The following is a 24,410-nucleotide window of genomic DNA, read 5'->3' on the forward strand; positions in this document are numbered from 1 at the left end:
GGAAACGGAGGCAGCTTAGAAATCCAATTCCGCCTTCAGCCAGTAAGTACGCGGCATACCGACGACGGCGAAGCTGCGGTCGAATTGTCCGCGCTGTACCTGCCAATAGTTTTTGTTGAACAGGTTTTCCACCGAGCTGCTGACGGTCAAAGTATTTTTGCCCAGCTTGGTTTTGTAGCGCGCGCCTACGTCAACCAAGGTGTAGGATGGGAAGGCATATTGTTTTTTCGTGTCTTGGTAAGACTTGCCGAAATACGAAACGTTGCCGTTCAAGGTCAAGCCTTTGGCAAATGGTGCATCCCATTCCACGCCCGCTTTGGCAATCACGCGCGGATTGGCGACTTGTACGCCGTTAACCAGCATATCGCGCGAATTCGGATAATTCTTCACGGTCGATTGCAGATACATCAAACCCAAAGTCGGACGCAGGGTTTTGTTTAACAGGTTGGCGTATGCGTTGAACTCGATACCGCGGCTGCGTTCCATTCCTTGCTCGTCGCCTGCCGTACCGCCTTGGGCTTTATAGCGGGCAAAATCGGAATTGCTGCCCGCACTGCCGGTTGTGCTGCCGCCCGTACTGCCTGCCGCGCCGCCTGTGCCGCTGCCGCTCTTAACAGTATTACCCCTCCAATAACCCGGGCGTTTGATTTGAAATGCGTTCAGCGTCGTTACAAAATCGCCCCAGTTTTTGCGCACACCCACTTCAAACTGACGGCTGACACGCGGTTTCGCCATTGTCGTTTCGCCGGAATCATCGGTTTTGATATCGGCAGGCTCAAGGTCTTCCATGTAGTTGCCGTACACGACCAAATCGGGTTGCGGCACCCACGCCGCCATCAGCATCGGACTGAAGCGTTTGGCATTACCGCTCTGCGATTTTTTCTTGTCGGTGTATTCAACCGCTTGGAAACGTCCGCCCAAAGTCAGGCGGTATTTGTTATCCACGAAGCCCAAGGTGTCGGACAAAGCCAGACTGTTAACTTTGATATTGGCATCCAAGTTGGCGGTTTTCGCCCAAGAATTGGGATAGTCGGCTTTGAACGATGCCAATTGATTCGCAATATTTTCGTTTGCCTTCACTTCTATCTTGCTAGTGCCGTTCCCGCTGCCGTTTATGGTTTTCCGCTGGCGGATAACGCGGTCGAAAGCCGTACTCCAGTTATGTGTTACCGGACCGGTTTCAAATTCGCCGCGTGCGGTCAGGTTCATACTCAATGTGCGGAAATATTGGTCGGTCAGGCGCGCCGTGCCGGTGTGGTATTGGTTGGCAGCCGTGCAGGTTTCGGTTTGGCTGCTTGCGCCGCTTGTACCGCAAACGGTCGGGGAAATCAGCGTGCCGTAATAACGTGCTTTGTTGTAGCCGATGCCGCCGGTAATTTGGGCATTGTCAAACGCATCCCATTCAAAGGTCAGCATATTGGTTTCGCCAACGGTGTTTTGCCAGTTCCAAGAAGGCAGCAGGTTGGTTTTACCATCGGGCGCGTCAAACAAGCGTCCGCCGGCGTTTTGGATGTCCTGCATACGCGCGCGGCCGCCGTTGGTTTTGCGTTTCGCGTAGATGGAATCGAACGCCACGCGCAGTTTTTCGCCGCGATAGTCGGCATTTACCGCAAATTCTTTGTTGTCTTCGCTGTAACCGTGGCGCGGGGTGTCGCCGTGGCGCAGTTTGCCGTTGGCACGCACACCGAACTCTTTGTTTTCGCCGAAGCGTTGCCCTAAGTCGAACGTGCCTTGGGCGCGGTTGTTGCTGAACCGGCCCAAACCGATTTTGCGGTTGCCTTCATCGGCGGCTTTTTTGGTTTCGATGTTGACGGAACCGGAGACCGCGCCTTCGGGGTCCATACCGTTTACGGCGGTGGACGCGCCTTTAATCAGTTGTGCGGAACCAACTTGCACGCTGGCCGTGCCTTGCGTGCCGTACATCCCTGCCAAACCGTTGACGCTGAATTGGCGCGAGTCAAGCTGATAACCTCTAAAATACAGACCGGTCAGCGTGTTGCTTTCGCCGCCGAACTGCCAAACGGAAGCGTCTTTTTTCGCTACGGCATCCACCAAAGTACGCGCTTCGGTGTTGTTGAGGGCTTGTTCGTCGTAATTGACGACGGTAATCGGCGCGGTAAAGGCGTTGGCCTTACCCAACAAACCCAAGTTCACGCGGTCGCGCAAGTCGCCGTCGCTGGCAATGGAGTAAGAACGAGCGGCTTTGACGCGCTTGGCATCGGCACGGACATGAACCTGTCCGAGTTCGCCCTGCTGCGGAGTATTGTCGGCGGCAGACGAAAACGCGCTCAAAATCAACAGCGGCATTAAGGCAAGTTTTTTGTTCATAAAAACGCTTTCTTTTTTAAGTATTTGGGAATAAAGATAAAAATAAACAAACTTATCGGATATTTCGGGCGAAAATTATATTTGATAATCAAAACTATTCCTAAAAAATTTTATGGGGCAAAGTTATCTGTCTGTTAAAACTCGGTTTATTTTTATACTCCGGTGTCTGTTTTCCGCCACAGCCGGTTTGGCATCCATCAAACCGCCTTTAAACGACTGAAAGGGAAATATAGTGGATTAAATTTAAATCAGGACAAGGCGACGAAGCCACAGACAGTACAGATAGTACGGCAAGGCGAGGCAACGCCGTACTGGTTTTTGTTAATCCACTATAAACAAATCGCACAGGATTCTCCGTTTAATCAGATATGGGTTTCCATCCTCGGCAGTTTTGGGCATTTAGCCGTTTCCACCTTCCTGCTCCTATTACCAACAAAAATGCCGTCTGAAATATCGGCACGATACTTCAGACGGCATACCCGCCCGTTTTCCCGCATTCCCGGGAGAGGGCTGAAATTTAAACGTGTGCGGAAATGATTTTCAACATTTGCGCCAGCACTTTGGGATTGGCGGCGACAATATCGCCGCTTTCCAACCAAGCGTCCTCACCCGACATATCGGTAACGATACCGCCTGCTTCTTGGACAATCAATGCACCGGCGGCAATATCCCACGGTTTGAGGTTGAACTCGAAAAAGCCGTCAAAACGGCCGGCCGCCACAGCACACAAATCCAAAGAAGCCGCGCCTTCACGACGGCCGCCGGCGGTTTTTGACAAGAAATCTTTCAAAATCGCCAGATACTTGTCCATCATGCTTTGATCGACAACGGGGAAGCCGGTACCGATCAGGCAGCGGTTCAATTCGATGCGGTTGGAAACGCGGATGCGGCGGTCGTTGAGCAACGCGCCTTTGCCTCGGGATGCCATGTATACGTCGTTGCGCTCAGGTGCGTACACCAAAGCTTCTTGCAACACGCCTTTGTGCAGGAGCGCCATAGAGATAGCGTATTGAGGATGGCCGTGGAGGAAGTTGGTTGTGCCGTCGAGCGGATCGATAATCCATTCGTACTCGGCTGCGGCTTTACCGTGGGAGCCGCTTTCTTCGCAAGTGATTTTGTGATGCGGATAGGCTTCTTTGAGCGTTTCCACCAAAATCATCTCGGAGCTGCGGTCAACATCGGAAACGAAGTCGTTGAATGCTTTGCTGTCTACTTTGACGGCATCCAAATTGCCGGCGGCGCGTATCATCATTTGCCCTGCTTTACGGGCGGCTTTGAAAGCGGTATTTAAAAACGGATTCATGGTTTTCTTCCTAATTCGGGTAAAATACGCCCCAATGCGCCGAACAAGGCACACAAGAGGCTGTTAATCGTTTCCGACGCTGTTAAAGAACATTTCAGACGGCATAAGAAAAGGTCGTCTGAAAACAAAAAGATGGCGCATTATACCTGATTCCCGTACAAACAGAAAACAAAATATGGCTTCCGAAAAACCCGCTCTGCCCGCTTATCTGGACAACATCCGCATCATCCTCACACGCACCGGCCATCCCGCCAATATCGGCTCCGCCGCGCGCGCGATGAAAACGATGGGGCTGCACAGGCTGACCATCGTCGCCCCCAATCTGATGGCAACGCCGATGACGGAAAATCCGCCCGTATTCGATCCGGAATATCCGCAATCGTTTAAATTACCGGAAGAAAGTTTCATCCTCGCTTCGGGCGCGGCGGACGTATTGCACAACGCCGAAATCGTCGCCACACTGGACGAAGCCCTCGCCGACACCGCCATCGCCTGCGCCCTGACCAGCCGCCGCCGCGAAATTACCGCGCCGCTGCAAACGCCGCGCGATTTAGTGCCCGAATTATTGCAGGCGGCGCAACGCGGGGAACAAGTCGCGCTCGTCTTCGGCAACGAAACTTTCGGCTTGAGCATCGAAGAAGTCCGAGCCTGCAACCGGCTGATGACCATCAACGGCAATCCCGACTATTTCTCGCTCAACCTCGCCCAAGCCGTGCAGGTCGTGTGTTACGAAATCTTCAGCCAGACCGGTTCGCCGATGACCCACCTGCAACAGGAAGACCACGCCGCCACCCACGAACAAATCAAAGGTATGGTCGCCCACATGGAAAGCGTGATGGACGACATCGGCTTTTTCAACCGCCGCAACGGCGAACGCCTGATGCGCCGTATGCAGAGCCTGTTCGGACGCGCCAACACGCAAACCGAAGATATCGATATCCTGCGCGGTTTTTTCAATACGCTGCAACAGCGTCTGAAAGACGGGCAATCCTAAGCGCATGCCGTCTGAATCCGTTTTTCAGACGGCATTTCCGGTCAGGCAGAATACGGGAAAACAATGAATTACGCCCTAGACGCATTATGGTGGAAACTCACCGCCCGCCCCGTCCGCGACCTCGCCTCGCTGCTGACTGCGCCGCCTTTGTGGCAAAGCGGCTGCGAATTGGGCGTGCGCGAACTATTGGGGGAACACGGTTTCCGCTACCTTTTGGCATTGGATGCCGATCCCGCACCGCTGAAGGATTACCTCGCCCGACGCGCCCCGTTCGGACACCGCTTGGGCATTTACGCTGAAGAACTGCTGGCTTTTTGGTTTGCCAACGCGCCGCACGCCGAACTGCTTGCGCACAACCTGGCGGTTTCCGGTTCGGACGGCAATACGCAAGGCGCGGCGGATTTTTTGGCAAGACTTAACGGCAAGCCCTGCCACATCGAACTGACCTGCAAATATTACGGCGGCACGGGCAAACCCGAAGACATGCGCGGACTCGACCCCAAAGACACGCTGTTGGGAAAAGCCGCCAAGCTGTCTGCCCAACTTGCCCTGTTCCGCACTTCAGACGGCATCCGAACCTTGCGGCGGCACGGTTTGCCGCTTGACGTAAAACCCGTTTCCATCGTGCGCGGCATCGGATTTTTTCCGCAAGGTTTCAACGCCTTTGAGCCGCCGCTTAATCCATACGGCTGGCGCAGTATCTATATTCAAGATTGGGCGGAATACGGGTTTGAACGCCGAGAAGCGCGCTATCACCTGCTCGACCGCATGGCCTATCTCGCGCCTGCGCGTGTCGCCAAAACCGAAACATTGAACGAAACCGAAATCCGCCGTATCGACCAAGGCTTGATTGCCGTTTTGGAATGTCGGCCGGACGGCTTTTGGCACGAAATCGAACGCATCATGAAGGCCGTCTGAAACCATTTCCCCACTTTAAGAGAACCCATTAATGATGAACGCCGCACAACTCGACCATACCGCCAAAGTTTTGGCTGAAATGCTGACTTTCAAACAGCCTGCCGATGCCGTCCTCTCCGCCTATTTCCGCGAACACAAAAAGCTCGGCCGCCAAGACCGTCACGAAATCGCCGAAACCGCCTTCGCCGCGCTGCGCCACTATCAAAAAATCAGTACCGCCCTGCGCCGTCCGCACGCGCAGCCGCGCAAAGCCGCACTCGCCGCACTGGTTCTCGGCAGAAGTACCAACATCAGCCAAATCAAAGACCTGCTTGATGAAGAAGAAACAGAGTTCCTCGGCAATTTGAAAGCCCGTAAAACCGAATTTTCAGACGGCCTGAATACCGCCGCAGAATTGCCGCAATGGCTGGTGGAACAGCTGCAACAGCATTGGCGCGAAGAAGAAATCCTCGCCTTCGGCCGCAGCATCAACCAAGCCGCGCCGCTCGACATCCGCGTCAATACCTTGAAAGGCAAACGCGATAAAGTGCTGCCATTGTTGCAAGCCGAAAGTGCCGATGCAGAGGCCACGCCTTATTCTCCTTGGGGCATCCGCCTGAAAAACAAAATCGCGTTTAACAAACACGAACTGTTTTTGGACGGCACGCTGGAAGTCCAAGACGAAGGCAGCCAGCTGCTTGCCTTATTGGTGGGCGCGAAACGCGGCGAAATCATCGTCGATTTCTGTGCCGGCGCAGGCGGCAAAACCCTCGCCGTCGGCGCGCAAATGGCGAACAAAGGCAGAATCTACGCCTTCGACATCGCCGAAAAACGCCTTGCCAACCTCAAACCGCGTATGACCCGCGCCGGACTGACCAATATCCACCCCGAACGCATCGGCAGCGAACACGACAGCCGTATCGCACGACTAGCAGGCAAAGCCGACCGTGTATTGGTGGACGCGCCATGCTCCGGTTTGGGTACTTTACGCCGCAATCCCGACCTCAAATACCGCCAATCCTCCGAGACCGTCGCCAACCTTTTGGAACAGCAACACAGCATCCTCGATGCCGCCTCCAAACTGGTGAAAACGCAAGGACGCTTGGTGTACGCCACTTGCAGCGTGCTGCCGGAAGAAAACGAGCTGCAAGTCGAACGTTTCCTGTCCGAACATCCCGAGTTTGAACCCGTCAACTGCGCCGAACTGCTTGCCGGTTTGAAAATCGATTTGGATACCGGCAAATACCTGCGCCTCGATTCGGCAAAACACCAAACCGACGGCTTCTTCGCCGCCGTATTGCAACGCAAATAAACCGGTTTGAACAAAATGCCGTCTGAACCCTTTTCAAAGCTTTCGGACGGCATTTCATCAATTATAGTGGATTAACAAAAACCAGTACGGCGTTGCCTCGCCTTAGCTCAAAGAGAACGATTCTCTAAGGTGCTGAAGCACCAAGTGAATCGGTTCCGTACTATTTGTACTGTCTGCGGCTTCGTCGCCTTGTCCTGATTTTTGTTAATCCACTATAAAAATATCAAAATACCGCAGATTCAACCGATTCAACACCAAAGGCAGAAGCACGCGCCCATCGGATTTTATACGCGCCGGACTGCAATTTTCTTTTTCTTTGTCGAAATATACGGTAGCATAAGCATATTCCAATGATATTTTTGGGAATCTGTTTTACCCCAATATATAAAGCACCATATAAGGCGGAGTTTCTTCTTTGCTTTGACCCGAACCCGGAAAAGACACCGCCGGAGCCGGCCCTGATTCTGCCCGGCAGCCAACCATCAAGGAAACCCTAATGAACTTTTCTTTATCCGTCATCACATTTGCCCTCGCCTCTTTCCTGCCCGTCCCGCCTGCCGAAGCCGCCGTCTTTACTTGGAAGGACGGCGGCGGCAACAGCTATTCGGATGTACCGAAACACCTTCATCCCGACCAGAGCCAAATCCTCAACCTGCGGACGCGCCAAACCAAACCGGCGGTCAAACCCGTCCAAGCCGCCGCAGGGAAGCGTACAGACGGCGCGGCACAGGAAAACAATCCCGACACTGCCGAGAAAAACCGGCAGCTTGAGGAAGAAAAGAAAAAAATTGCCGAAACCGAACGGCAGAACAAAGAAGAAAACTGCCGGATTTCAAAAATGAACCTGAAGGCGGTAGGAAACTCAAATGCGAAAAACAAGGATGATTTGATCCGGAAATACAATAACGCCGTAAACAAATACTGCCGTTGACCCATCTATCAAAACCCCGATGCCGTCTGAAGCGGCACGGGGTTTGTTTATTTCTGCCAGTAGGTTTTGACGTTGACGAACTCGTACAGCCCGAATTCGGACAATTCGCGCCCGTAACCGGAATCTTTGACTCCGCCGAAAGGCAGGCGCAAATCGCTGCTGGTATGGCGGTTGATAAACACCGATCCCGCCTGTATTTTTTCGGCAAACCGCCAGGCGCGTTCGGTATCGGCGGTATAAATGCAGGCACCGAGCCCGAACGGGGAATCGTTGGCGAGCGCGATGGCGTGTTCTTCGTTTGCAGCACGCAAAATCAGGGCGGCCGGCCCGAATACTTCTTCGTGCCAAACCCGGCAGGCAGGATTTACCCTGTCTAAAACCGTCGCGGGGTAGAACCATCCCGGCCCCTGTGGGACTTTGCCCCCGGCCAGGCATACCGCGCCGTTTGAAACAGCATCTTCAACCTGCCCGTGAACCCGGTTCCGCAAATCTTCGCGGTGCAGCGGTGCAAGCGTGGTATCGGGATGTTTGGGGTCGCCCATTTTCAATTTGGCGCATTCGGCAAGAAACAGCGGGATAAAACGATCGGCTGCGGCTTCGGTTACGATGATGCGTTTGGCGGCGTTGCACGATTGCCCCGCATCGCGGAAACGGGAATAACAGGCTTCTGCGGCGGCGCGTTCCAAATCGGCATCGGGCATCACGATAAAGGCGTTGCTGCCGCCGAGCTCCAAGACGGTTTTCTTGAGGTTTGCGCCCGCATGTGCCGCAAGGATGCGCCCCGTATGCGTCGAACCGGTAAACGCCATCGCATCGGTATCTTTAATCGCCTTGAACGTGTCTGCCTCATCCAGCCACGCGCCTGCCAAAGGAATGCCGTCTGAAACCAAATCGAACAACGCCTGACTGACGCGTGCCACGCTGGGCGCGGGTTTGACGGCGCACGCATTGCCCGCGCAAACGGCAGGTACGGCAAAGCGCAATACCTGCCAGACGGGGTAATTCCACGGCATAACGGCAAACACCACGCCCAAAGGCTCAAACCTTACCTGACTCAAACTCGCCTGCGTCGCAATGGTTTTGTGGGCAAGCAGTTCGGGGGCGAGGCGGGCGTAATAGCGTATCAGCTCGATAGACTTGCCGATTTCCGCACGGCATTCGTGCAGGCAGCGTCCGACTTCTTCGCACACCATTTCCGCAAAACGCTCTTTCTCCGCCTCCAAACGGTCGGCAAATTTTTGCAGACGCGCGGCACGCTCGGTTACGCCCAATTGCGCGAACGCCCTGCCGCGCATTTTCAAATCCGCCAGTTGCCGTTCAAACTCCGCATAATCTTGGGCGGGGCGGCGGTAAAGCGTTTCGCCCGTAAATACATTGACACTGTGAAACATCGAATCAACCTGCCAGTTGCGGGAATATCGTTTTCAGTCCCGACACAATAATCTCCACCGATACCGCCGCCAGCATCATACCCATAATGCGGTTTAAAATCGTCAGCCCCGTCGTTCCCAGCCGGCGGCTGACCTTCCCGGCAACGATTAAAATGGCATAACAAATCGCACTGACCACCAAACCGGCCGCGATAATCAGCGCGATGTCGCCGTATGTTTTAGCCGCCGATGCATAAATAATCACGGTCGAAATACCGCCCGGGCCGATGGTAATCGGTATGGCGATGGGCACGACGGCAATCGCCCCGGCATTGCGGGCGGGGCGCGCCTGCCCCGTTTCCGGTTGCGCGCCGAGATTCTGCTTGGCGGGATTGTCGTTGCCGTTCATCATCGAAATAGCAATCAACAGCACCAAAATCCCGCCGCCGACCTGAAACGAACCGACGCTGATGCCCAAAACCTTCAACAGCGCACCGCCGATCAGCGCAAATACCGCAATCACGGCAAACACGGCGACGGCGGCCGTCCGCGCGACCTTCCTGCGCTCCTTCGTACTGTGCCCGTTGGTCAGGTCAAGGTAAAGCGACAACGCGCTAAACGGATTGATCAGCGCCAAAAAAGCCACAATCAGCTTGCCGATTTCCATACCCAATCCCATTATTTCCCCTCCTTCAAACCCGTGCGGCAGGCATCCGATGCTGCAAATTGCCGCCGCAACGGATTTTTCCGTTATAATTAAAAATTCAAGCAATACACCCCATCATACCCGAACGACGGTATCTTTACCATCAGACAAGGATGCTTTTCATGGCACTGACACTTGCCGACGTAGACAAAATCGCCCGACTCTCCCGACTGCACCTGACTGCGGAAGAAAAAGAAAAGTCCCTTCAGGAATTGAACGACATTTTCGCTATAGTCGAACAGATGCAAACCATTAACACAGACGGCATCGAACCGATGGCGCACCCGCACGAGGCCGCCCTGCGCCTGCGCGAAGACGAAGTAACCGAAACCGACCGCGCCGCCGAATATCAGGCGGTCGCTCCGGAAGTACGCAACCGCCTGTACATCGTACCGCAAGTTATCGAAGAATAATCCGAATACGCTTCAGACGGCATCAGAAATACCGCCTGAAACCCTTTAGGGATGGAAGATTTATGACACAATACACATTGAAACAGGCGGGCAGCCTGTTGCAGTCCAAACAGATTTCCGCCGTCGAACTGGCAAACGAATACCTCGCCGCCATCGCCGAAAAAAATCCCGCCCTCAACGGCTACATCACGCTGAACCCCGAAAAAACCCTCGCCGAAGCCCGCGCCGCCGACGAACGTATCGCGCAGGGCAACGCCTCCGCGCTTACCGGCGTGCCCGTCGCCTACAAAGATATTTTCTGCCAAACCGGCTGGCGCAGCGCGTGCGCGTCCAAAATGCTCGACAACTTCATCTCCCCCTACACCGCCACCGTCGTCCAAAACCTGCTCGACGAAGGTATGGTAACGCTCGGACGCACCAATATGGACGAGTTCGCTATGGGTTCGACCAATGAAAACTCGTTCTACGGCGCGACCAAAAACCCATGGAATCCCGAACACGTCCCCGGCGGTTCGTCCGGCGGTTCGGCAGCCGTCGTTGCCGCACGCCTCGCCCCTGCCGCGCTCGGTTCGGACACAGGCGGCTCCATCCGCCAACCCGCATCGCACTGCGGCATCACCGGTATCAAACCCACATACGGCACGGTTTCCCGCTTCGGTATGGTCGCCTACGCCTCCAGCTTCGACCAGGCCGGCCCGATGGCGCAAACCGCCGAAGACTGCGCGATTCTGTTGAACGCGATGGCAGGTTTCGACCCCAAAGACTCCACCAGTCTCGAACGTGAAAAAGAAGGCTACACCCGCGATTTGAACCAACCGCTCAAAGGTTTGAAAATCGGCCTGCCCAAAGAATATTTCGGCGAAGGCAACAGTGCCGATGTTCAGACGGCATTGCAAAACACCATTGATTTGCTGAAAACCCAAGGCGCGGAATTGGTCGAAGTTTCCCTGCCGCAAACCAAGCTGTCCATTCCCGCCTACTACGTCCTCGCTTCGGCGGAAGCCGGCACCAACCTTTCACGTTACGACGGCGTACGTTACGGACACCGTGCCGCCCAATTCGGCGATTTGGAAGAAATGTACGGCAAAACCCGCGCCGAAGGTTTCGGCAGCGAAGTCAAACGCCGCATCATGATCGGCACTTATGTACTGTCGCACGGCTACTACGATGCCTACTATCTCAAAGCCCAAAAACTGCGCCGTCTCGTTGCCGATGACTTTCAGACGGCATTTGCACGGTGCGACCTCATCCTCGCGCCGACCGCACCCACTGCCGCCCCCAAAATCGGAGCGGATGCTTCGCCGGTTGAAACCTACTTGAGCGATATCTATACCATCGCCGTCAACCTCGCAGGACTGCCCGCATTGACCCTGCCCGCAGGTTTCAGCGGCGGCGGACTGCCCATCGGTGTACAGCTTATCGGCAACTACTTCGCCGAAGCCAAAATCCTCGGTGCGGCGCATCAAATCCAACTCAACAGCGATTGGCACGGCAAACGACCCGAATGAAGCAGAACCGCACCTTTACTTTCCCCGATTTTCGCACCGTTTACAGCTATGCGCCTTTATATCGGCTGCAACATTTAAAATACACATTGCGAAAATTTTTCGGAAAAAAAGAAATTTACGCCTTCGAGCAGTTTGTCAACGCCTCCCCTATCCGTCAGGGGCTGTTCCTTCACTGCCCGCAAAATGCCTATCCGCTGCTGCGCGAATTTGTTGACAGGCGTTTTAACTGCAAACGCCGTTTAGATGCGATGACGGCAGATTTTCTCATAGCGGAAAAACTGTTCGGCACAGACATCCTGCACCAAATGGAAGACTACCGCTTCCATTTGGTCTTGGCGCACCTTTCAGACGGCATCAGCTTGTGGCTCAACCGCAACGACAACTGCGTCGAAGAAGGCGCGTGGTCTTTATCTTTGCGCGACGAAGCAGGCAACCGGCTGTATATGGCGACCTTCGCCTTTGTCGGCACACACCTGCTGACAGCCTCCGTACAAGGGCCTTCGGGCGAAGAGGCCAAAGACACCGTCCGCCGCATCACCAAACAACTCCACGGCCTGCGTCCCCAACAACTGATGGTAACCGCACTGCAATATTTCGCCGCCGCATTAAAATTAGACGGCGCGATAGGCATTGCACAAAAACATCAGGTCAAATTACGCTGGAAACTTAAAAAGCGCGTCAAAATGAATTACGACGCATTCTGGCAGGAATACGGCGCAAGTTTGGAACGGGACGGCTACTGGCATCTCCCCCAAACCCCCGCCCGCAAAGACCTTGCCGACATCGAAAGCAAAAAACGCTCGATGTACCGCAAGCGTTATGAAATGCTGGACAACATGGTTGCAGAGATGAAGGACAGTCTGAAAACAAAAGCACGCAGCATTTCAGACGGCATCCAAACGGAAAAACCGCCCCGCCGGACAGCCTGACGCGAAGACTATCGAATTGATATTTTAGAGAAAGAACCTCTTATGACCTGGGAAACCGTAATCGGCTTGGAAATCCACGTCCAATTGAACACCAAATCCAAAATCTTCAGCGGCGCATCGACCGCATTCGGCGCAGAACCCAACGCGCACGCCAGCGTGGTAGAATGCGCGCTGCCGGGAGTTTTGCCTGTGATGAACCGCGAAGTCGTTGAGAAAGCCATCAAATTGGGTTTGGCTTTAGATGCGAAAATCAACCGGAAAAACGTGTTCGACCGCAAAAACTACTTCTATCCCGACTTACCAAAAGGCTATCAAATCAGCCAGTTGGATTTGCCGATTGTCGAACACGGCAAATTGGAAATCGTGGTCGGTGACGATATGAAAACCATCAACGTAACCCGCGCCCATATGGAAGAAGACGCGGGCAAGTCCGTGCATGAAGGCTTGAACGGCGCGACCGGTATCGACCTGAATCGCGCCGGCACGCCTTTATTGGAAGTCGTATCCGAACCGGAATTGCGCTCCGCCGCCGAAGCCGTTGCCTACGCCAAAGCCTTGCACAGCTTGGTAACCTGGCTGGACATTTGCGACGGCAATATGGCGGAAGGTTCGTTCCGCGTCGATGCCAACGTATCCGTGCGCCCGAAAGGTCAAGAAGATTTCGGCACGCGCCGCGAGATTAAAAACCTCAATTCCTTCCGCTTCTTGGAGCAGGCGATTAATTACGAAGTGGAAGCGCAAATCGAGATTTTGGAAGACGGCGGCAAAGTACAGCAGGCGACGATGCTGTTCGATCCCGAAAAAGGCGAAACCCGCGTAATGCGCCTGAAAGAAGATGCGCACGACTACCGCTACTTCCCCGACCCTGATTTGCTGCCCGTCATCATTTCAGACGCCCAAATGCAAAAAGCCAAAGCAGAAATGCCCGAGTTGCCGAAAGAAATGGCAGCGCGTTTCGTGGCGGATTACGGTGTGAGCGACTACGACGCGCGCCTGCTCACCGCAAGCCGCGCACAGGCCGCCTATTTTGAAGAAGCCGCCAAAGAGAGCGGACAAGGCAAGCCGACTGCCAACTGGATGAACGGCGAACTCGCCGCCGCACTGAACAAAGCCGGCCTAGAACTTGCCGACAGCCCGATTACCGCCCCGCGCCTCGCCGCGCTGGTGGGCAAAATCGCCGACGGCACATTAAGCGGCAAACTGGCGAAAAAAGCCTTTGAGGCTATGTGGGCGGAATCCGAAGCCACTATTGCCGAAATCATCGAAAAACACGGCTTGCAGCAGATGACCGATACCGGCGCAGTTGAAGCCATGGTGGACGAAGTGCTGGCAAACAACGCCAAAGCCGTAGAACAATTCAAATCCGGCAACGAAAAAGCCCTGAATGCGATTGTGGGACAAGTGATGAAGGCCAGCAAAGGCAAAGCCAATCCCGCGCAAGTTCAAGAACTGATTAAAGCCAAACTTGCCTAATAAGCAAGATGCCGTCTGAAACCCAGATCCGACGTTCAGACGGCATTTTCACAGTCTGACCACATTAAAACAGCATAAAAAACAATATTCCATGAACCACACCGTTACCCTGCCCGACCAAACCACCTTTACCACCGGCGAAGGAGAAACCGTTTTAGCCGCCGCCGCCCGACAAAACCTTAATCTGCCCCATTCCTGCAAAAACGGTGTCTGCGGACAATGCAAAGCCGAACTGGTCAGCGGCGATATTCAAATGGGCGGACACTCGGAACAGGCTTTATCCGAAGCAGAAAAAGCGCAAGGCAAGATTTTGATGTGCCGCACCACCGCGCAAAGCGATATCAGCATCAACATCCCCGGCTACAAAGCCGATGCCCTACCCGTCCGCACCCTGCCCGCACGCATCGAAAGTATTATTTTCAAACACGATGTCGCCCTCCTGAAACTTGCCCTGCCCAAAGCCCCGCCGTTTGCCTTCTATGCCGGGCAATACATTGATTTACTGCTGCCGGGCAACGTCAGCCGCAGCTACTCCATCGCCAATTCGCCCGACCAAGAAGGCATTTTGGAACTGCACATCCGCAGGCGCGAAAACGGTGTCTGCTCGGAAATGATTTTCGGCAGCGAACCCAAAGTCAAAGAAAAAGGCATCGTCCGCGTTAAAGGCCCGCTCGGTTCGTTTACCTTGCAGGAAGACAGCGGCAAACCCGTCATCCTGCTGGCAACCGGCACAGGCTATGCCCCCATCCGCAGCATCCTGCTCGACCTTGTCCGCCAAGACAGCAGCCGCGCCGTCCATTTCTACTGGGGCGCGCGTCATCAAGATGATTTGTACGCGCTCGAAGAAGCGCAAGCGTTGGCAGACCGTCTGAAAAACGCCTGCTTCACCCCCGTATTGTCCCGCCCCGGAGAGGGCTGGCAGGGAAGAAAAGGCCACGTACAAGACATCGCGGCACAAGACCACCCCGACCTGTCGGAATACGAAGTATTTGCCTGCGGCTCTCCGGCTATGACCGAACAGGCAAAGAATCTGTTTGTGCAACAGCATAAGCTGCCGGAAAACTTGTTTTTCTCCGACGCATTCACGCCGTCCGCATCATAATTCCCCGGTATAGTAAAAGGCAGTAATTATGCAAAAAAAAATAATACTTTCTTTAAAAGAAAAAATAGAGGGTATAGGTAATAATGTAGATCATATCTTACTCGCAACTTTAATTCTTAAATGGTTACATGATTATCCTAGTTTAGAGAAAGAATTTTTAGATCACCGTTCAAATATTTCTAAATTTATGAATATAGAAATTTTAGATATCCCTAATTATCCAATAAAAAAATCACTAATTAGTTTTTACGATTTAAAAGCTCTTAAACGGCAAATAGATATTTCCATGCAAAGAAAAAATTCATATATTTATCAATCGCTACAAAATTTTTTAGAGAATTTATTTATTATTCAAGAACCAGATATGGAATGTAATATTTGCCATGGCACCTATGGTTTTGATTTATGGAAGGAAATCGAGACTAATAGATTAGTTTATTGCTGCAAAACATGTGCATTCTCAGAATATGTTAATGGGGAATTTAGAAATAATGAAAATCACCTTACTATTCCAACAAATGATGATTTGAGTTTATTGAATACATAATTAATAGAATAAGTTATAGAAAACCATGTTTACATTTTTCATCATGAGAAGCTTATGACTGAATTAAATCTTGTTTTAGATAACCTCAAAAGAGGATTCGGGCTTTCCGTTCGGAACACAAAAAACTTCCCGTCCGTATTTTCCCCATAAAAAATGCCGTCTGAAGCCCGATTCCGGTTTTCAGACGGCATATGTTTTTCCCGTTCAAGGCGACAGCCGCTCGCGTATCCAGCCGCCGTCCAGCAAACGGTATTGGATGCGGTCGTGCAGCCTGCTCGGCCTGCCCTGCCAAAACTCAAGCAAATCGGGAATCACAATATAGCCGCCCCAATGCGGCGGACGGGGAACGTGCAGAGGATGTTTGAGTCCGACCGCCGCCGCCTTTGCCACCAATACCGCCTTGTTCGGAATTACCTCGCTCTGCGCGCTTGCCCACGCACCCAAACGGCTCTGATACGGGCGGCTCTCAAAATATTCGTCCGACAACTTCTCCGCCAGCCTTTCAACACGCCCTTCCACGCGCACCTGACGCTCCAGCTCCGGCCAGAAAAACGTCATCGCCGCAAATGGACGGGCATCCAGCGAACGCCCCTTGCGACTGTGATAATTCGTAAAGAAAACAAAACCTTCAGAATTAACTTCCTTCAGCAGCACCATACGGCTGTTGGGTCTGCCGCGTCCGTCGACCGCCGCCACATTGACCGCCGTCGGCTCGTTGACCTGTGCGCGTACCGCCTCGTCCAACCACCGCTCGAACTGCTCGATCGGATTATCGGCGCAATCGGCTTCCGACAATTCCCGTTTGCTGTAATCTTCCCGAATATTGTGCAAATCCATTTACCGCTCCTCTTATCATTTGAAAGATTCTACTCCCGCACGCAAACCGATTTCAACCGTTGCACAAACTTTGCCCCGACCCCAAGCCGCAACAACGATTTCATCCGCAAACACGCCGCATAAGGTACAATATCGAACCGTCCGACCGAGGGCGGCATTTTATCAACCCGTCCTGCCGCACACGCCGCAGAAGAACCGCCTTATCAGGCGAGTTAGGAAAAATGATGTCCAAACAGCCCACCAGCAAACGCCAATGGCGCGACGGCGCAGCCCCGTCTGCCAAGAAAACCGCCAAACCTTTCAAAAGCAAAGCCCGTCCCAAAGGCGAAACGGGCAAAACCGCCGCCCAAGCTTACGGACAAAAAGCTTCAGACGGCATCAAGCCTCAAAACGTCCTCAAACAGCGCGCCGCCAAAGCCAAAAAACTCGTCGTCCGCAATCCCAACCAAAAAATTATGGAACACGCGCGCGATTTGAAAGAACGCCGCAGCGACCTTTCACATTTTGAACCCGAACGCCTGCAAAAAGTGCTTGCCGCGTCCGGCGTCGGCTCGCGCCGCGAAATGGAAGAATGGATCAACAACGGCTGGGTAACGGTCAACGGCAAAACCGCGCAACTGGGCGACAAAGTTACCCCCGACGACCACGTTACCGTCAAAGGCAGTATCATCAAGCTCAAATGGGCAGACCGCCTGCCGCGCATCATCCTGTATTACAAACAAGAAGGCGAAATCGTTTCCCGCGACGATCCGCAAGGCCGCGTCAGTATCTTCGACCGCCTGCCGCAGGCCGCCAGCAGCCGCTGGGTCGCCATCGGACGCTTGGACATCAACACCAGCGGCCTGCTCATCCTGACCACCTCCGGCGAACTCGTCCAACGTTTCGCCCACCCCAGCTTCGAAGTTGAACGTGAATACGCCGTGCGCGTACTGGGCGGGCTGACCACCGAACAAATGCGCAGCCTCACCGAAGAAGGCGTGATGCTCGAAGACGGCTTGGCAAAAGTCGAACGCATCTACGAACAAGGCGGCGAAGGCGCAAACAAATGGTACAACGTCGTGATTAAAGAAGGCCGCAACCGCGAAGTGCGCCGCATATTCGAAAGCCAAGGTCTCACCGTCAGCCGCCTCGTGCGCGTCGGCTTCGGCCCCATCGGACTGCCCAACCGCCTCAAACGCGGACAGTTCTACGAACTCAACCCCGCCGAAGTCGCCAACATCCTCAAATGGGCGGATATGCTGCTGCCGGGCGAACGCCGCCGCAAAAAAGCCTAAACCCGCCAAAACACAAAAATGCCGTCTGAAACACCTGCTGTTTCAGACGGCATCCCCATAAACTGCTTAACCCCTCTTCCAATCCACCATTTTCCCAACCAAATCCAACAGGCCGACCCGCTCCTCCTCGTCCAAACGTCCCAATAAAGATTCCAGCCGGACTGCCTGATCGCGCACGCGCGTACTGCCTTCCCCCAGCAAATCAGCCGTTTCACAACCGAAAATCTCCGCCAACTCCACCAACCGCTCCACCGTCAGCGCAATATTCCCCCTTTCCAACCGAGACACCGCATCCAGACTCAAATTCAAACGCTCCGCCAACTGCGCCTGCGTCAAACCGCTTACCTTGCGCCATTTCGCCATCGCCCGTCCGACCGTCTGATTGATAGGAGATTTCACCATATCCGCCCACACTCCAAAAAGGCAAATATCCGATATTCGCCCTCTTTAAAGAACGGCTTTAAATTCTTAAATAAGAATAAAATTCTTTAAAAATAACAAAAAAACGGTATAATCTTTACAAAAAATAATAAGCGGCTGCCGGAGTGCGACACAACCGCGCATTCCCGTCCCATATAATTTGCCCAATCGACAACATTGATTTCCTGAAACATGAGCACCAAACACGAACAGCTCGCCTACCGTCTGAGCCGCATCCTCCACAAACTCAACACCGGCGAAAGGCTCGACATCCGGCAGCTTGCCCAAGAATTTCAAACCAACGTCCGCACCATCCAGCGCGACCTCAACGAACGCCTGGGCTTTCTCGCCTGGAACGAACAAGGCGCGCGTTATTACAGCCTCGACAAAAGCAAACTCGGACACCTCTATCCCGAAGACATCGAACGCTTCGCCAACTTCTGCAGCATTCAAGACTTATTGCCCCAAATCGACCGCGAATTTTATCAAGACCATCTCACCCAAAGCGTACAAATAAAAGGCTTCCAATACGAAGACATTAAAGGCAAGCAGCATGAATTCGACACTGTCCGCAACGCCGTTGCCCAAAACCGCAAACTGCATTTCAACTACCGCAAAGCCGGGCAGGAAAGCGGCAAATACTACACGCTCGAACCCTACGCCCTCATCAACCGCAACGGCATCTGGTACCTTATCGGCATCGACTGCGAAGCCGGACGGCAGAAAACCTTCTGCTTCACCCAAATGTCCGGCATCGAAGCCGACAGCACAACCTTTACCCCCAATCCGGTTTTTCAGGCAGCCATTAGAGAAAACGACAGCATTTCACACGGCAACCAATTAAGCGAAGTGATTGTGCAAGTTACCGCCCGGGCCGCACCCTATTTCCTGCGCCGCAACCTGTTGCCCAATCAAGAAACCGTACGCCGCTTAGACGACGGCGGCCTATTGCTCGCGTGTAAAAACATTCACGAAAATGAAATCGTACCGATTGTGCAATATTGGATACCGATGGCGAAAATTGTGTCGCCGATTGAATTGCAGCAAAAGCTGGAACAAAGACTGCGTGATTATTTAAACAACTAATCAAAAGGAAGAAATTATGTCCGGCGGAAGAATCCCCGGCCCAAAACGCCGCAAATATTAAAAAACCTTGCACCCATATCCGCCCCCACACCGGGCTTAACTTATTCAGCAGTCAAAATCAACAACCGGATTTGGAAGTAACTTTCAAAGCAAACCGCAAAGGAAACTTTTATGAGCAACCTGAAAACCCTATCCGACTCACTGCAAAACGCAGTTACCTCTGCCGACGCGCAATTTCCCGACCTTTCCCGAATCAGCACCGAGGCCGGCCTCCCCGCAGACCGGATGGGTTACCGCTTTTACCGGGTCAAAGAAATCACCGAAGGGAAGGCCGAACAATACCGCATGGCGATGGCAAACGTATTGTCCAACCTTGCCAACAAAGAAAACGCCATCGTCTATATCCTTTCCGGCAAACCCGAAGGCATAGACCTCTTTATCGGCGTGGCGGGAAAACGCGGCAACGATGTTGCCGACGATGCCAAAATGCTGAAACAGTCTTTTGAAGGCAACTTTTTAGGTGCGGTATTAGAAAACGTCAAAGACGACGGCGGCTTCCCCGCGCTGTTTGCCAAAGCAGGCAACGTCGGCATCGTAACCGGCGTACCGTCCTTCAATGAAGAAAACAACCTCGTTGAGGGCGAAGACTTTCAAAGCATTGAACGCCTGGTCAACACCATGGGCAGCAGCACATGGCAGATGGTTGTCGTTGCCGAACCGGGCAGCGAATCCGCCGTTTACAAAACCCTGTCCGACATCTACGACCTCTCCACCCGCCTGTCCGCAAAAACCAAATACTCGCTGCAACAATCGGAAAACGAAGGCAGCAGCAGGGGCATTACCAAAGGGACATCCGAAGGCGTAACCCATGGAGAAAACAAAGGGGAAAGCCGAAGCGAAACCAAGGGGGTTTCCGAGAGTAAGGGGACAAGCTCAGGCACATCAAGCAGCAGTTCCAACAGCGGAATAAGCGACACCAAAGGAACAAACTCAAGCATACAGACAGGCACAAACAGCGGCACCTCCACCTCCACCAACAAAGGCATCAGCGAGTCCACCAGCGACACCCGCAACCAAGGCACATCGTTCTCGCTGACCCGCGAAAACGTCAACAAACATTACGAGCAGATTCAAAGCCACCTGAACGACACCCAGATCGAACGCTTCCGTTTGGGCTTGAGCAAAGGCATGTTCCGCGCCGCCGTTTACCTCTGCTCCGAAGACAGCGACACCTACGAACGGCTGTCCCGCAGCGTACTGGCGATTTTCCAAGGCTCGAAAGCCGCCTTTACCCCCTTGCGCGTCCACAGGCTGGAAACCCTGAAACACCCCGCTTTTGAAGACATTTTGCAGATCCGCCGGTTTTCAGACGGCAAATACCTCCAAGAACAGGCAGACAGCACCACCGTACACAGCATACCCAAACAGGACGGCGGCACGCTTGCCTGCGCCACATGGCTCAACACCCGTGAGCTGGCGCTGCTGACCGGCCTGCCCTGTATCGAGCTGCCCGGCATCAAGCTGCGCAAAAGCGTGTCGTTTGCCGTCAATACCGTAGACGGCGGCAAAGACACCCCGACCGTCAAACTCGGCAAGGTCAAACAAGAAGGCAGGATACTCGAAAGCAAACCCGTCGAAATCCCGACCGACGCATTAAACAAACACGTCTTCGTAACCGGCGTAACCGGTGCAGGCAAAACCACCACCTGCATGAAGCTGCTTTTGGAAACAGGCTTCCCCTTTACCGTCATCGAACCGGCGAAAACCGAATACCGCGCCCTCAACCGGCAAGTAGAAGGCGTGCAGTATTACAGCCTCGGACGGGAAGACCTGACCACATTCCGCCTCAATCCTTTCGAGCTGGTATCCAAACACCAAAACCTGACCGGACACATCAGCATGCTCAAAGCCACGATGGCCGCAGTATTCCCTATGGAGGCCTCCATGCCCTTCATCATAGAAACCGCGATTATCCGGTCGTATCAGCTCAAAGGCTGGGACATTGCCAACAACACCAACTACCTGGTTGACGATCCTTGGAACACCGAAGAAAGCGTCTGGCCGACCTTCAGCGAAATGATTGCCGAACTCGACAACGTCATCAAAGCCGCCGGCATGGGCAAAGAATTTGAAGAAAAATACAGAGGCTCGCTGGTTTCCCGCCTTGAAAGCCTGACCAAGGGCATACGCGGCACCATGATCAACACGCCCCGCTCCCTCGATTTCGACAAGCTGCTCGACCAGAAAGTCGTCATCGAATTGGACGAACTCAAAGACGAAGAAGACAAAGCCTTCTTCATGGGGCTGATTATCGGACGTTTGGCGGAATGCATGAAACAGCGCCACCGTACCGACAACCGCTTCAGGCACATTACCCTCGTCGAAGAAGCGCACCGCCTCCTCTCCAAGCCCGAACCCGGCGCGGACGGCTCCAAAAAACTCGGTGTAGAAATGTTTGCCAACCTTTTGGCAGAAGTCCGCAAATACGGCGAATGCCTGGTGATAGCCGACCAGATTCCCAACAAGCTGGTATCAGACGTATTGAAAAACACCAATACCAAGATTATCCACCGCCTTTTTGCCGCCGACGACCGCAGCAGCATCGGCGACACCATGAGTCTGAATGACGAACAGAAAGATTTCCTGCCCCTGCTCGCACCCGGCGAAACCGTCATTTACAGCGGCGGATGGCATGCCCCCGTACGCGCGCAAATCGACCAGCTCGTCAACACCGTTGCCGAAGAGATTGAAGAAGGCGAAATCCAAAAAATCGGACAGGAGCAGCTTTGGCTCCAATCCGAACGCCTCTTTCCGTCCGTCCGCCGCCTGAACCTGCTGCACACGCCAGAAGCCTTTGCACGCGCCGTGTCATATGCCCGTCGGCTTGCCAATATGCTGGTATCTGTCGCACAGCTTGCAGACGGCAACAACGGCCGGTTCTACGAACCCGGCAAAACGATGGCGCAAAAAATCGCCGGCCGCCTTGCCGTACAGATTGCGCAGATGCGGCAGGAAACGGCTTTGGATCGGCAAACGACGGCACAGCTTATCGCCGCCGTCATGAAAGACGCGCAGCCGACCGGCATTTTGAACGGGCAAAAAAACTTTGCCCAACTGCAAACCGCGCTGGATACCCTCATCGGCATACTTGAAACCGATGCCGGCAGCTTGACCGACCGCATCGCACCGGACAGCAAGTTGCGCAACGCCGTAACAAAAACTTTGGGCAAATGCAGCCTGATTTAAAGCAAAACCGCCGTCGGCTACAAATGCCGTCTGAAAAGCGTCAGGTCTGATTTTCAGACGGCATCCGCCTCGCGCGGCCTACTATCTCAAACAACACTTAAAAGGAGTATTCATATGGGTTTTTGGTCTTCCGTTTGTTCAGCCGTCAGCAGCGTATGCTCTGTCGCCGGTTCATTTGCCAGAGGTTTAGGCACCAGCCTTTCCATCATCTCTTCCGCCATCGACATCGTCTGCCAGGTAGCCAAAACCATCGGCCAGGCATTGGGCATTGTTGCCCAGAAGCAGGATATCCCCGATATCGGAGACCGCGCCATCCAGGCGGAAGCGGCGGGCATCGTTCCCGAAAAATTCGAGAAATACGACGAATACCTTGCCGCCATTCAAAACTTCAAGCTCGACCCCGAGCGCAGCAAAGAGATTTCCATGAAAGACAAGCAATGGGCGGGCATATCCGTCGTTGCGCGCGGCATTGAGGAAAAATTCGACCTGCAAACGGGTACGGCGGGGCGCATGATGATACTTGCCGCCGGCGATTCCGGCTTCTTTACGGGCGAGCGTATGCTCGGCTGGCTCAAAAGCGGCAACCTCAGCATGGACAGGGTCGCAGACTACTTCGACCGCAAACTCGACGGCGCAGACAGCATGGACATGGAAGAACAGCTGATTCTGCACGAAAAAGCCAGCGGTTCGCCCGATTCCGATTCAGTGATCGAAACGAGAATCCTCGAAGCCGGGGACAACTACTCAAACTACCTGAAAAATTTCTCCTAAAAAATACTGACGGAGTATGCCGTCTGAAAGGGTACTTCAACCTTCAGACGGCATTGCCGCCGATATCGAAACCAGGCCGGCGCAATATGCCGGCATTTCCGACAAGGATGCAATATGAAAAAAAGCTTCGCCCTGATTATCGTACAAGACGAAATACAGGTATTTGAACAAGAACAATCCGTCTGGCGCGTTTACCCCGTTTTCCGGGAAGGGCGCAACAGTCTCAAGAACAAGACCGCCGCCGAAATCGTCGAAAAAATCAACGAATACCTCAACTCTTCCGACAATCTGAAAGAAGTGGATTTCTTTATCGTTGCCGACCGGCCGGGTTACGCGCGCGGCCTGCCCGAAACCTTCGGCAAACTCGGCAACGAAAGCTGGCAGCTGGTTTTATGGCAATCGGCAAAAGAGCGCGCCGTCCTCGTCAAACCGCTCAAAAAAGGCGAAACCGCCCACCACGACACCCAATGGCTGGCAAGCGTACTGATTCCGACCGTCGAAGGCAGCCTGCGCTATCAAGACGAAGCCCTGCTCAAAGAGCACGAGCGCGACCTGGCCCGCCATCATGAAGAACAGGAAAAGATAAAAGAAGCCATGGAGAAACTCGGCGGCGAACGCCATGTCCTTGAAGCCGAAATCAACCGCCTCAAAGCACAGCTCGCCCTGCTCGACCGTCCGAGTATGGAACAACTGGCCACCTACCTGCCCGTGCTGTACCGCAACTTCTGGAACAGCGTCAAACCTTCCGACCTTGCGCTGCTGGCCGGAAGGTACAACCTGCCCGAGGTCCCCTCGCCCTTCCCCGAACCCGACAACCACACCGTCGCCCAAATGAAAAAACGCCTGCAGGCCATGCCCGTTCAAGAACAGGAGAGGCTGCGCGAATTTTGTGCAGAGCTGCCCTCAAACCTGAACATCCGCCCCGAAATGCGTTTTTTCTTCGAATAAGCCCGACCGAAATAG

General features: G+C 53.7%; 21 protein-coding genes. 15 read left to right on the forward strand and 6 right to left on the reverse strand.

The window, feature by feature from the left end:
• Window positions 1-15 precede the first annotated feature (15 nt).
• Together FGL10_RS03825 and FGL10_RS03835 are read right to left on the reverse strand one after the other, a co-directional pair.
• Window positions 16-2,328, reverse strand: coding sequence for a TonB-dependent receptor (locus FGL10_RS03825; protein ID WP_036475085.1), 2,313 nt, complete (start codon window positions 2,326-2,328; stop codon window positions 16-18).
• A gap of 517 nt (window positions 2,329-2,845) precedes the next feature.
• Window positions 2,846-3,631 carry an inositol monophosphatase family protein gene (locus tag FGL10_RS03835; RefSeq protein WP_003707844.1) on the reverse strand — a complete coding sequence of 262 codons (786 nt, stop codon included), beginning with the start codon at window positions 3,629-3,631 and terminating at the stop codon, window positions 2,846-2,848.
• 175 nt (window positions 3,632-3,806) lie between these two features.
• On the opposite strand from FGL10_RS03835, the gene FGL10_RS03840 reads away from it, so the two are divergent.
• From FGL10_RS03840 to FGL10_RS03860, 4 genes are all read left to right on the forward strand, one after another.
• Window positions 3,807-4,625, forward strand: a complete 819-nt coding sequence (locus FGL10_RS03840) for an RNA methyltransferase (RefSeq protein ID WP_036475087.1) — start codon at window positions 3,807-3,809, stop codon at window positions 4,623-4,625.
• A gap of 63 nt (window positions 4,626-4,688) precedes the next feature.
• A complete protein-coding gene (locus FGL10_RS03845) occupies window positions 4,689-5,543 on the forward strand; it encodes a DUF1853 family protein (protein WP_003707839.1) in 855 nt (284 codons plus the stop codon).
• 34 nt (window positions 5,544-5,577) lie between these two features.
• A complete protein-coding gene (locus tag FGL10_RS03850) occupies window positions 5,578-6,834 on the forward strand; it encodes an RsmB/NOP family class I SAM-dependent RNA methyltransferase (protein ID WP_036469339.1) in 1,257 nt (418 codons plus the stop codon).
• Between the two features lie 496 nt (window positions 6,835-7,330).
• On the forward strand, window positions 7,331-7,765 hold the full coding sequence (locus FGL10_RS03860) for a DUF4124 domain-containing protein (RefSeq protein WP_003707833.1): 435 nt from the start codon (window positions 7,331-7,333) through the stop codon (window positions 7,763-7,765).
• A gap of 47 nt (window positions 7,766-7,812) precedes the next feature.
• Here the strand turns inward: FGL10_RS03860 and FGL10_RS03865 are convergent, their stop codons facing one another.
• A complete protein-coding gene (locus tag FGL10_RS03865; protein ID WP_003707832.1) occupies window positions 7,813-9,156 on the reverse strand; it encodes an aldehyde dehydrogenase family protein in 1,344 nt (447 codons plus the stop codon).
• A gap of 4 nt (window positions 9,157-9,160) precedes the next feature.
• A complete protein-coding gene (locus tag FGL10_RS03870) occupies window positions 9,161-9,814 on the reverse strand; it encodes a MarC family protein (protein WP_036469314.1) in 654 nt (217 codons plus the stop codon).
• A 149-nt stretch (window positions 9,815-9,963) separates the two neighbouring features.
• Here FGL10_RS03870 and gatC point away from each other — a divergent pair, with 149 nt between their 5' ends.
• The 6 genes from gatC (at window position 9,964) to FGL10_RS03900 (ending at window position 15,813) form a co-directional block, all read left to right on the forward strand.
• Window positions 9,964-10,254, forward strand: a complete 291-nt coding sequence (gene gatC, locus FGL10_RS03875) for an Asp-tRNA(Asn)/Glu-tRNA(Gln) amidotransferase subunit GatC (RefSeq protein ID WP_036469311.1) — start codon at window positions 9,964-9,966, stop codon at window positions 10,252-10,254.
• 62 nt (window positions 10,255-10,316) lie between these two features.
• Window positions 10,317-11,762, forward strand: coding sequence for an Asp-tRNA(Asn)/Glu-tRNA(Gln) amidotransferase subunit GatA (gene gatA, locus FGL10_RS03880; protein ID WP_003707825.1), 1,446 nt, complete (start codon window positions 10,317-10,319; stop codon window positions 11,760-11,762).
• Complete coding sequence (locus FGL10_RS03885) at window positions 11,759-12,691, forward strand: VirK/YbjX family protein (RefSeq protein WP_036475089.1); 933 nt, start codon at window positions 11,759-11,761, stop codon at window positions 12,689-12,691. Before gatA ends, FGL10_RS03885 begins: the two co-directional genes overlap by 4 nt.
• Before the next feature lie 42 nt (window positions 12,692-12,733).
• Window positions 12,734-14,164 (forward strand): Asp-tRNA(Asn)/Glu-tRNA(Gln) amidotransferase subunit GatB, encoded by a 1,431-nt coding sequence (gene gatB, locus FGL10_RS03890; protein WP_003707821.1) that lies wholly within the window; start codon window positions 12,734-12,736, stop codon window positions 14,162-14,164.
• Between the two features lie 91 nt (window positions 14,165-14,255).
• Window positions 14,256-15,266: a 2Fe-2S iron-sulfur cluster-binding protein gene (locus FGL10_RS03895; RefSeq protein WP_003707819.1), complete on the forward strand. Its 1,011-nt coding sequence runs from the start codon at window positions 14,256-14,258 to the stop codon at window positions 15,264-15,266.
• 28 nt (window positions 15,267-15,294) lie between these two features.
• On the forward strand, window positions 15,295-15,813 hold the full coding sequence (locus FGL10_RS03900) for a hypothetical protein (protein WP_003707818.1): 519 nt from the start codon (window positions 15,295-15,297) through the stop codon (window positions 15,811-15,813).
• 204 nt (window positions 15,814-16,017) lie between these two features.
• Here FGL10_RS03900 and pdxH read toward each other — a convergent pair whose 3' ends face one another.
• Window positions 16,018-16,650 carry a pyridoxamine 5'-phosphate oxidase gene (gene pdxH / locus FGL10_RS03905; protein ID WP_003707815.1) on the reverse strand — a complete coding sequence of 211 codons (633 nt, stop codon included), beginning with the start codon at window positions 16,648-16,650 and terminating at the stop codon, window positions 16,018-16,020.
• Window positions 16,651-16,874: 224 nt separating this feature from the next.
• On the opposite strand from pdxH, the gene FGL10_RS03910 reads away from it, so the two are divergent.
• Window positions 16,875-17,924 carry a pseudouridine synthase gene (locus FGL10_RS03910; protein ID WP_036469306.1) on the forward strand — a complete coding sequence of 350 codons (1,050 nt, stop codon included), beginning with the start codon at window positions 16,875-16,877 and terminating at the stop codon, window positions 17,922-17,924.
• Window positions 17,925-17,990: 66 nt separating this feature from the next.
• On the opposite strand, the gene relB is transcribed toward FGL10_RS03910, so the two are convergent.
• Window positions 17,991-18,326: a type II toxin-antitoxin system RelB family anti-toxin gene (relB, locus tag FGL10_RS03915; protein ID WP_003707811.1), complete on the reverse strand. Its 336-nt coding sequence runs from the start codon at window positions 18,324-18,326 to the stop codon at window positions 17,991-17,993.
• 210 nt (window positions 18,327-18,536) lie between these two features.
• Here relB and FGL10_RS03920 point away from each other — a divergent pair, with 210 nt between their 5' ends.
• The 4 genes from FGL10_RS03920 (at window position 18,537) to FGL10_RS03935 (ending at window position 24,395) form a co-directional block, all read left to right on the forward strand.
• On the forward strand, window positions 18,537-19,430 hold the full coding sequence (locus tag FGL10_RS03920) for a helix-turn-helix transcriptional regulator (protein WP_013449043.1): 894 nt from the start codon (window positions 18,537-18,539) through the stop codon (window positions 19,428-19,430).
• A 171-nt stretch (window positions 19,431-19,601) separates the two neighbouring features.
• On the forward strand, window positions 19,602-22,676 hold the full coding sequence (locus FGL10_RS03925) for an ATP-binding protein (RefSeq protein ID WP_003707803.1): 3,075 nt from the start codon (window positions 19,602-19,604) through the stop codon (window positions 22,674-22,676).
• A gap of 114 nt (window positions 22,677-22,790) precedes the next feature.
• On the forward strand, window positions 22,791-23,447 hold the full coding sequence (locus FGL10_RS03930; protein ID WP_013449045.1) for a hypothetical protein: 657 nt from the start codon (window positions 22,791-22,793) through the stop codon (window positions 23,445-23,447).
• Between the two features lie 114 nt (window positions 23,448-23,561).
• Window positions 23,562-24,395 carry a hypothetical protein gene (locus FGL10_RS03935; RefSeq protein ID WP_003707797.1) on the forward strand — a complete coding sequence of 278 codons (834 nt, stop codon included), beginning with the start codon at window positions 23,562-23,564 and terminating at the stop codon, window positions 24,393-24,395.
• The last annotated feature ends 15 nt before the right edge of the window (window positions 24,396-24,410 follow it).

Origin of the sequence: Neisseria lactamica, assembly GCF_901482445.1 — a bacterium.
In the GTDB taxonomy this organism is placed as follows: Bacteria; Pseudomonadota; Gammaproteobacteria; order Burkholderiales; family Neisseriaceae; genus Neisseria; species Neisseria lactamica.

What these genes read in the sequence shown, in the direction of transcription:
- FGL10_RS03860 (WP_003707833.1), top strand. Translation starts at nt 7,331, where the DNA reads ATGAACTTTTCTTTATCCGTCATCACATTTGCCCTCGCCTCTTTCCTG.
- FGL10_RS03840 (WP_036475087.1), top strand. Translation starts at nt 3,807, where the DNA reads ATGGCTTCCGAAAAACCCGCTCTGCCCGCTTATCTGGACAACATCCGC.
- FGL10_RS03835 (WP_003707844.1), bottom strand. Translation starts at nt 3,631, where the DNA reads ATGAATCCGTTTTTAAATACCGCTTTCAAAGCCGCCCGTAAAGCAGGG.
- FGL10_RS03885 (WP_036475089.1), top strand. Translation starts at nt 11,759, where the DNA reads ATGAAGCAGAACCGCACCTTTACTTTCCCCGATTTTCGCACCGTTTAC.
- FGL10_RS03895 (WP_003707819.1), top strand. Translation starts at nt 14,256, where the DNA reads ATGAACCACACCGTTACCCTGCCCGACCAAACCACCTTTACCACCGGC.
- relB (WP_003707811.1), bottom strand. Translation starts at nt 18,326, where the DNA reads ATGGTGAAATCTCCTATCAATCAGACGGTCGGACGGGCGATGGCGAAA.
- gatA (WP_003707825.1), top strand. Translation starts at nt 10,317, where the DNA reads ATGACACAATACACATTGAAACAGGCGGGCAGCCTGTTGCAGTCCAAA.
- FGL10_RS03925 (WP_003707803.1), top strand. Translation starts at nt 19,602, where the DNA reads ATGAGCAACCTGAAAACCCTATCCGACTCACTGCAAAACGCAGTTACC.
- pdxH (WP_003707815.1), bottom strand. Translation starts at nt 16,650, where the DNA reads ATGGATTTGCACAATATTCGGGAAGATTACAGCAAACGGGAATTGTCG.
- FGL10_RS03850 (WP_036469339.1), top strand. Translation starts at nt 5,578, where the DNA reads ATGAACGCCGCACAACTCGACCATACCGCCAAAGTTTTGGCTGAAATG.
- FGL10_RS03845 (WP_003707839.1), top strand. Translation starts at nt 4,689, where the DNA reads ATGAATTACGCCCTAGACGCATTATGGTGGAAACTCACCGCCCGCCCC.
- FGL10_RS03910 (WP_036469306.1), top strand. Translation starts at nt 16,875, where the DNA reads ATGTCCAAACAGCCCACCAGCAAACGCCAATGGCGCGACGGCGCAGCC.
- FGL10_RS03935 (WP_003707797.1), top strand. Translation starts at nt 23,562, where the DNA reads ATGAAAAAAAGCTTCGCCCTGATTATCGTACAAGACGAAATACAGGTA.
- FGL10_RS03900 (WP_003707818.1), top strand. Translation starts at nt 15,295, where the DNA reads ATGCAAAAAAAAATAATACTTTCTTTAAAAGAAAAAATAGAGGGTATA.
- FGL10_RS03870 (WP_036469314.1), bottom strand. Translation starts at nt 9,814, where the DNA reads ATGGGATTGGGTATGGAAATCGGCAAGCTGATTGTGGCTTTTTTGGCG.
- gatB (WP_003707821.1), top strand. Translation starts at nt 12,734, where the DNA reads ATGACCTGGGAAACCGTAATCGGCTTGGAAATCCACGTCCAATTGAAC.
- FGL10_RS03920 (WP_013449043.1), top strand. Translation starts at nt 18,537, where the DNA reads ATGAGCACCAAACACGAACAGCTCGCCTACCGTCTGAGCCGCATCCTC.
- FGL10_RS03865 (WP_003707832.1), bottom strand. Translation starts at nt 9,156, where the DNA reads ATGTTTCACAGTGTCAATGTATTTACGGGCGAAACGCTTTACCGCCGC.
- FGL10_RS03825 (WP_036475085.1), bottom strand. Translation starts at nt 2,328, where the DNA reads ATGAACAAAAAACTTGCCTTAATGCCGCTGTTGATTTTGAGCGCGTTT.
- FGL10_RS03930 (WP_013449045.1), top strand. Translation starts at nt 22,791, where the DNA reads ATGGGTTTTTGGTCTTCCGTTTGTTCAGCCGTCAGCAGCGTATGCTCT.
- gatC (WP_036469311.1), top strand. Translation starts at nt 9,964, where the DNA reads ATGGCACTGACACTTGCCGACGTAGACAAAATCGCCCGACTCTCCCGA.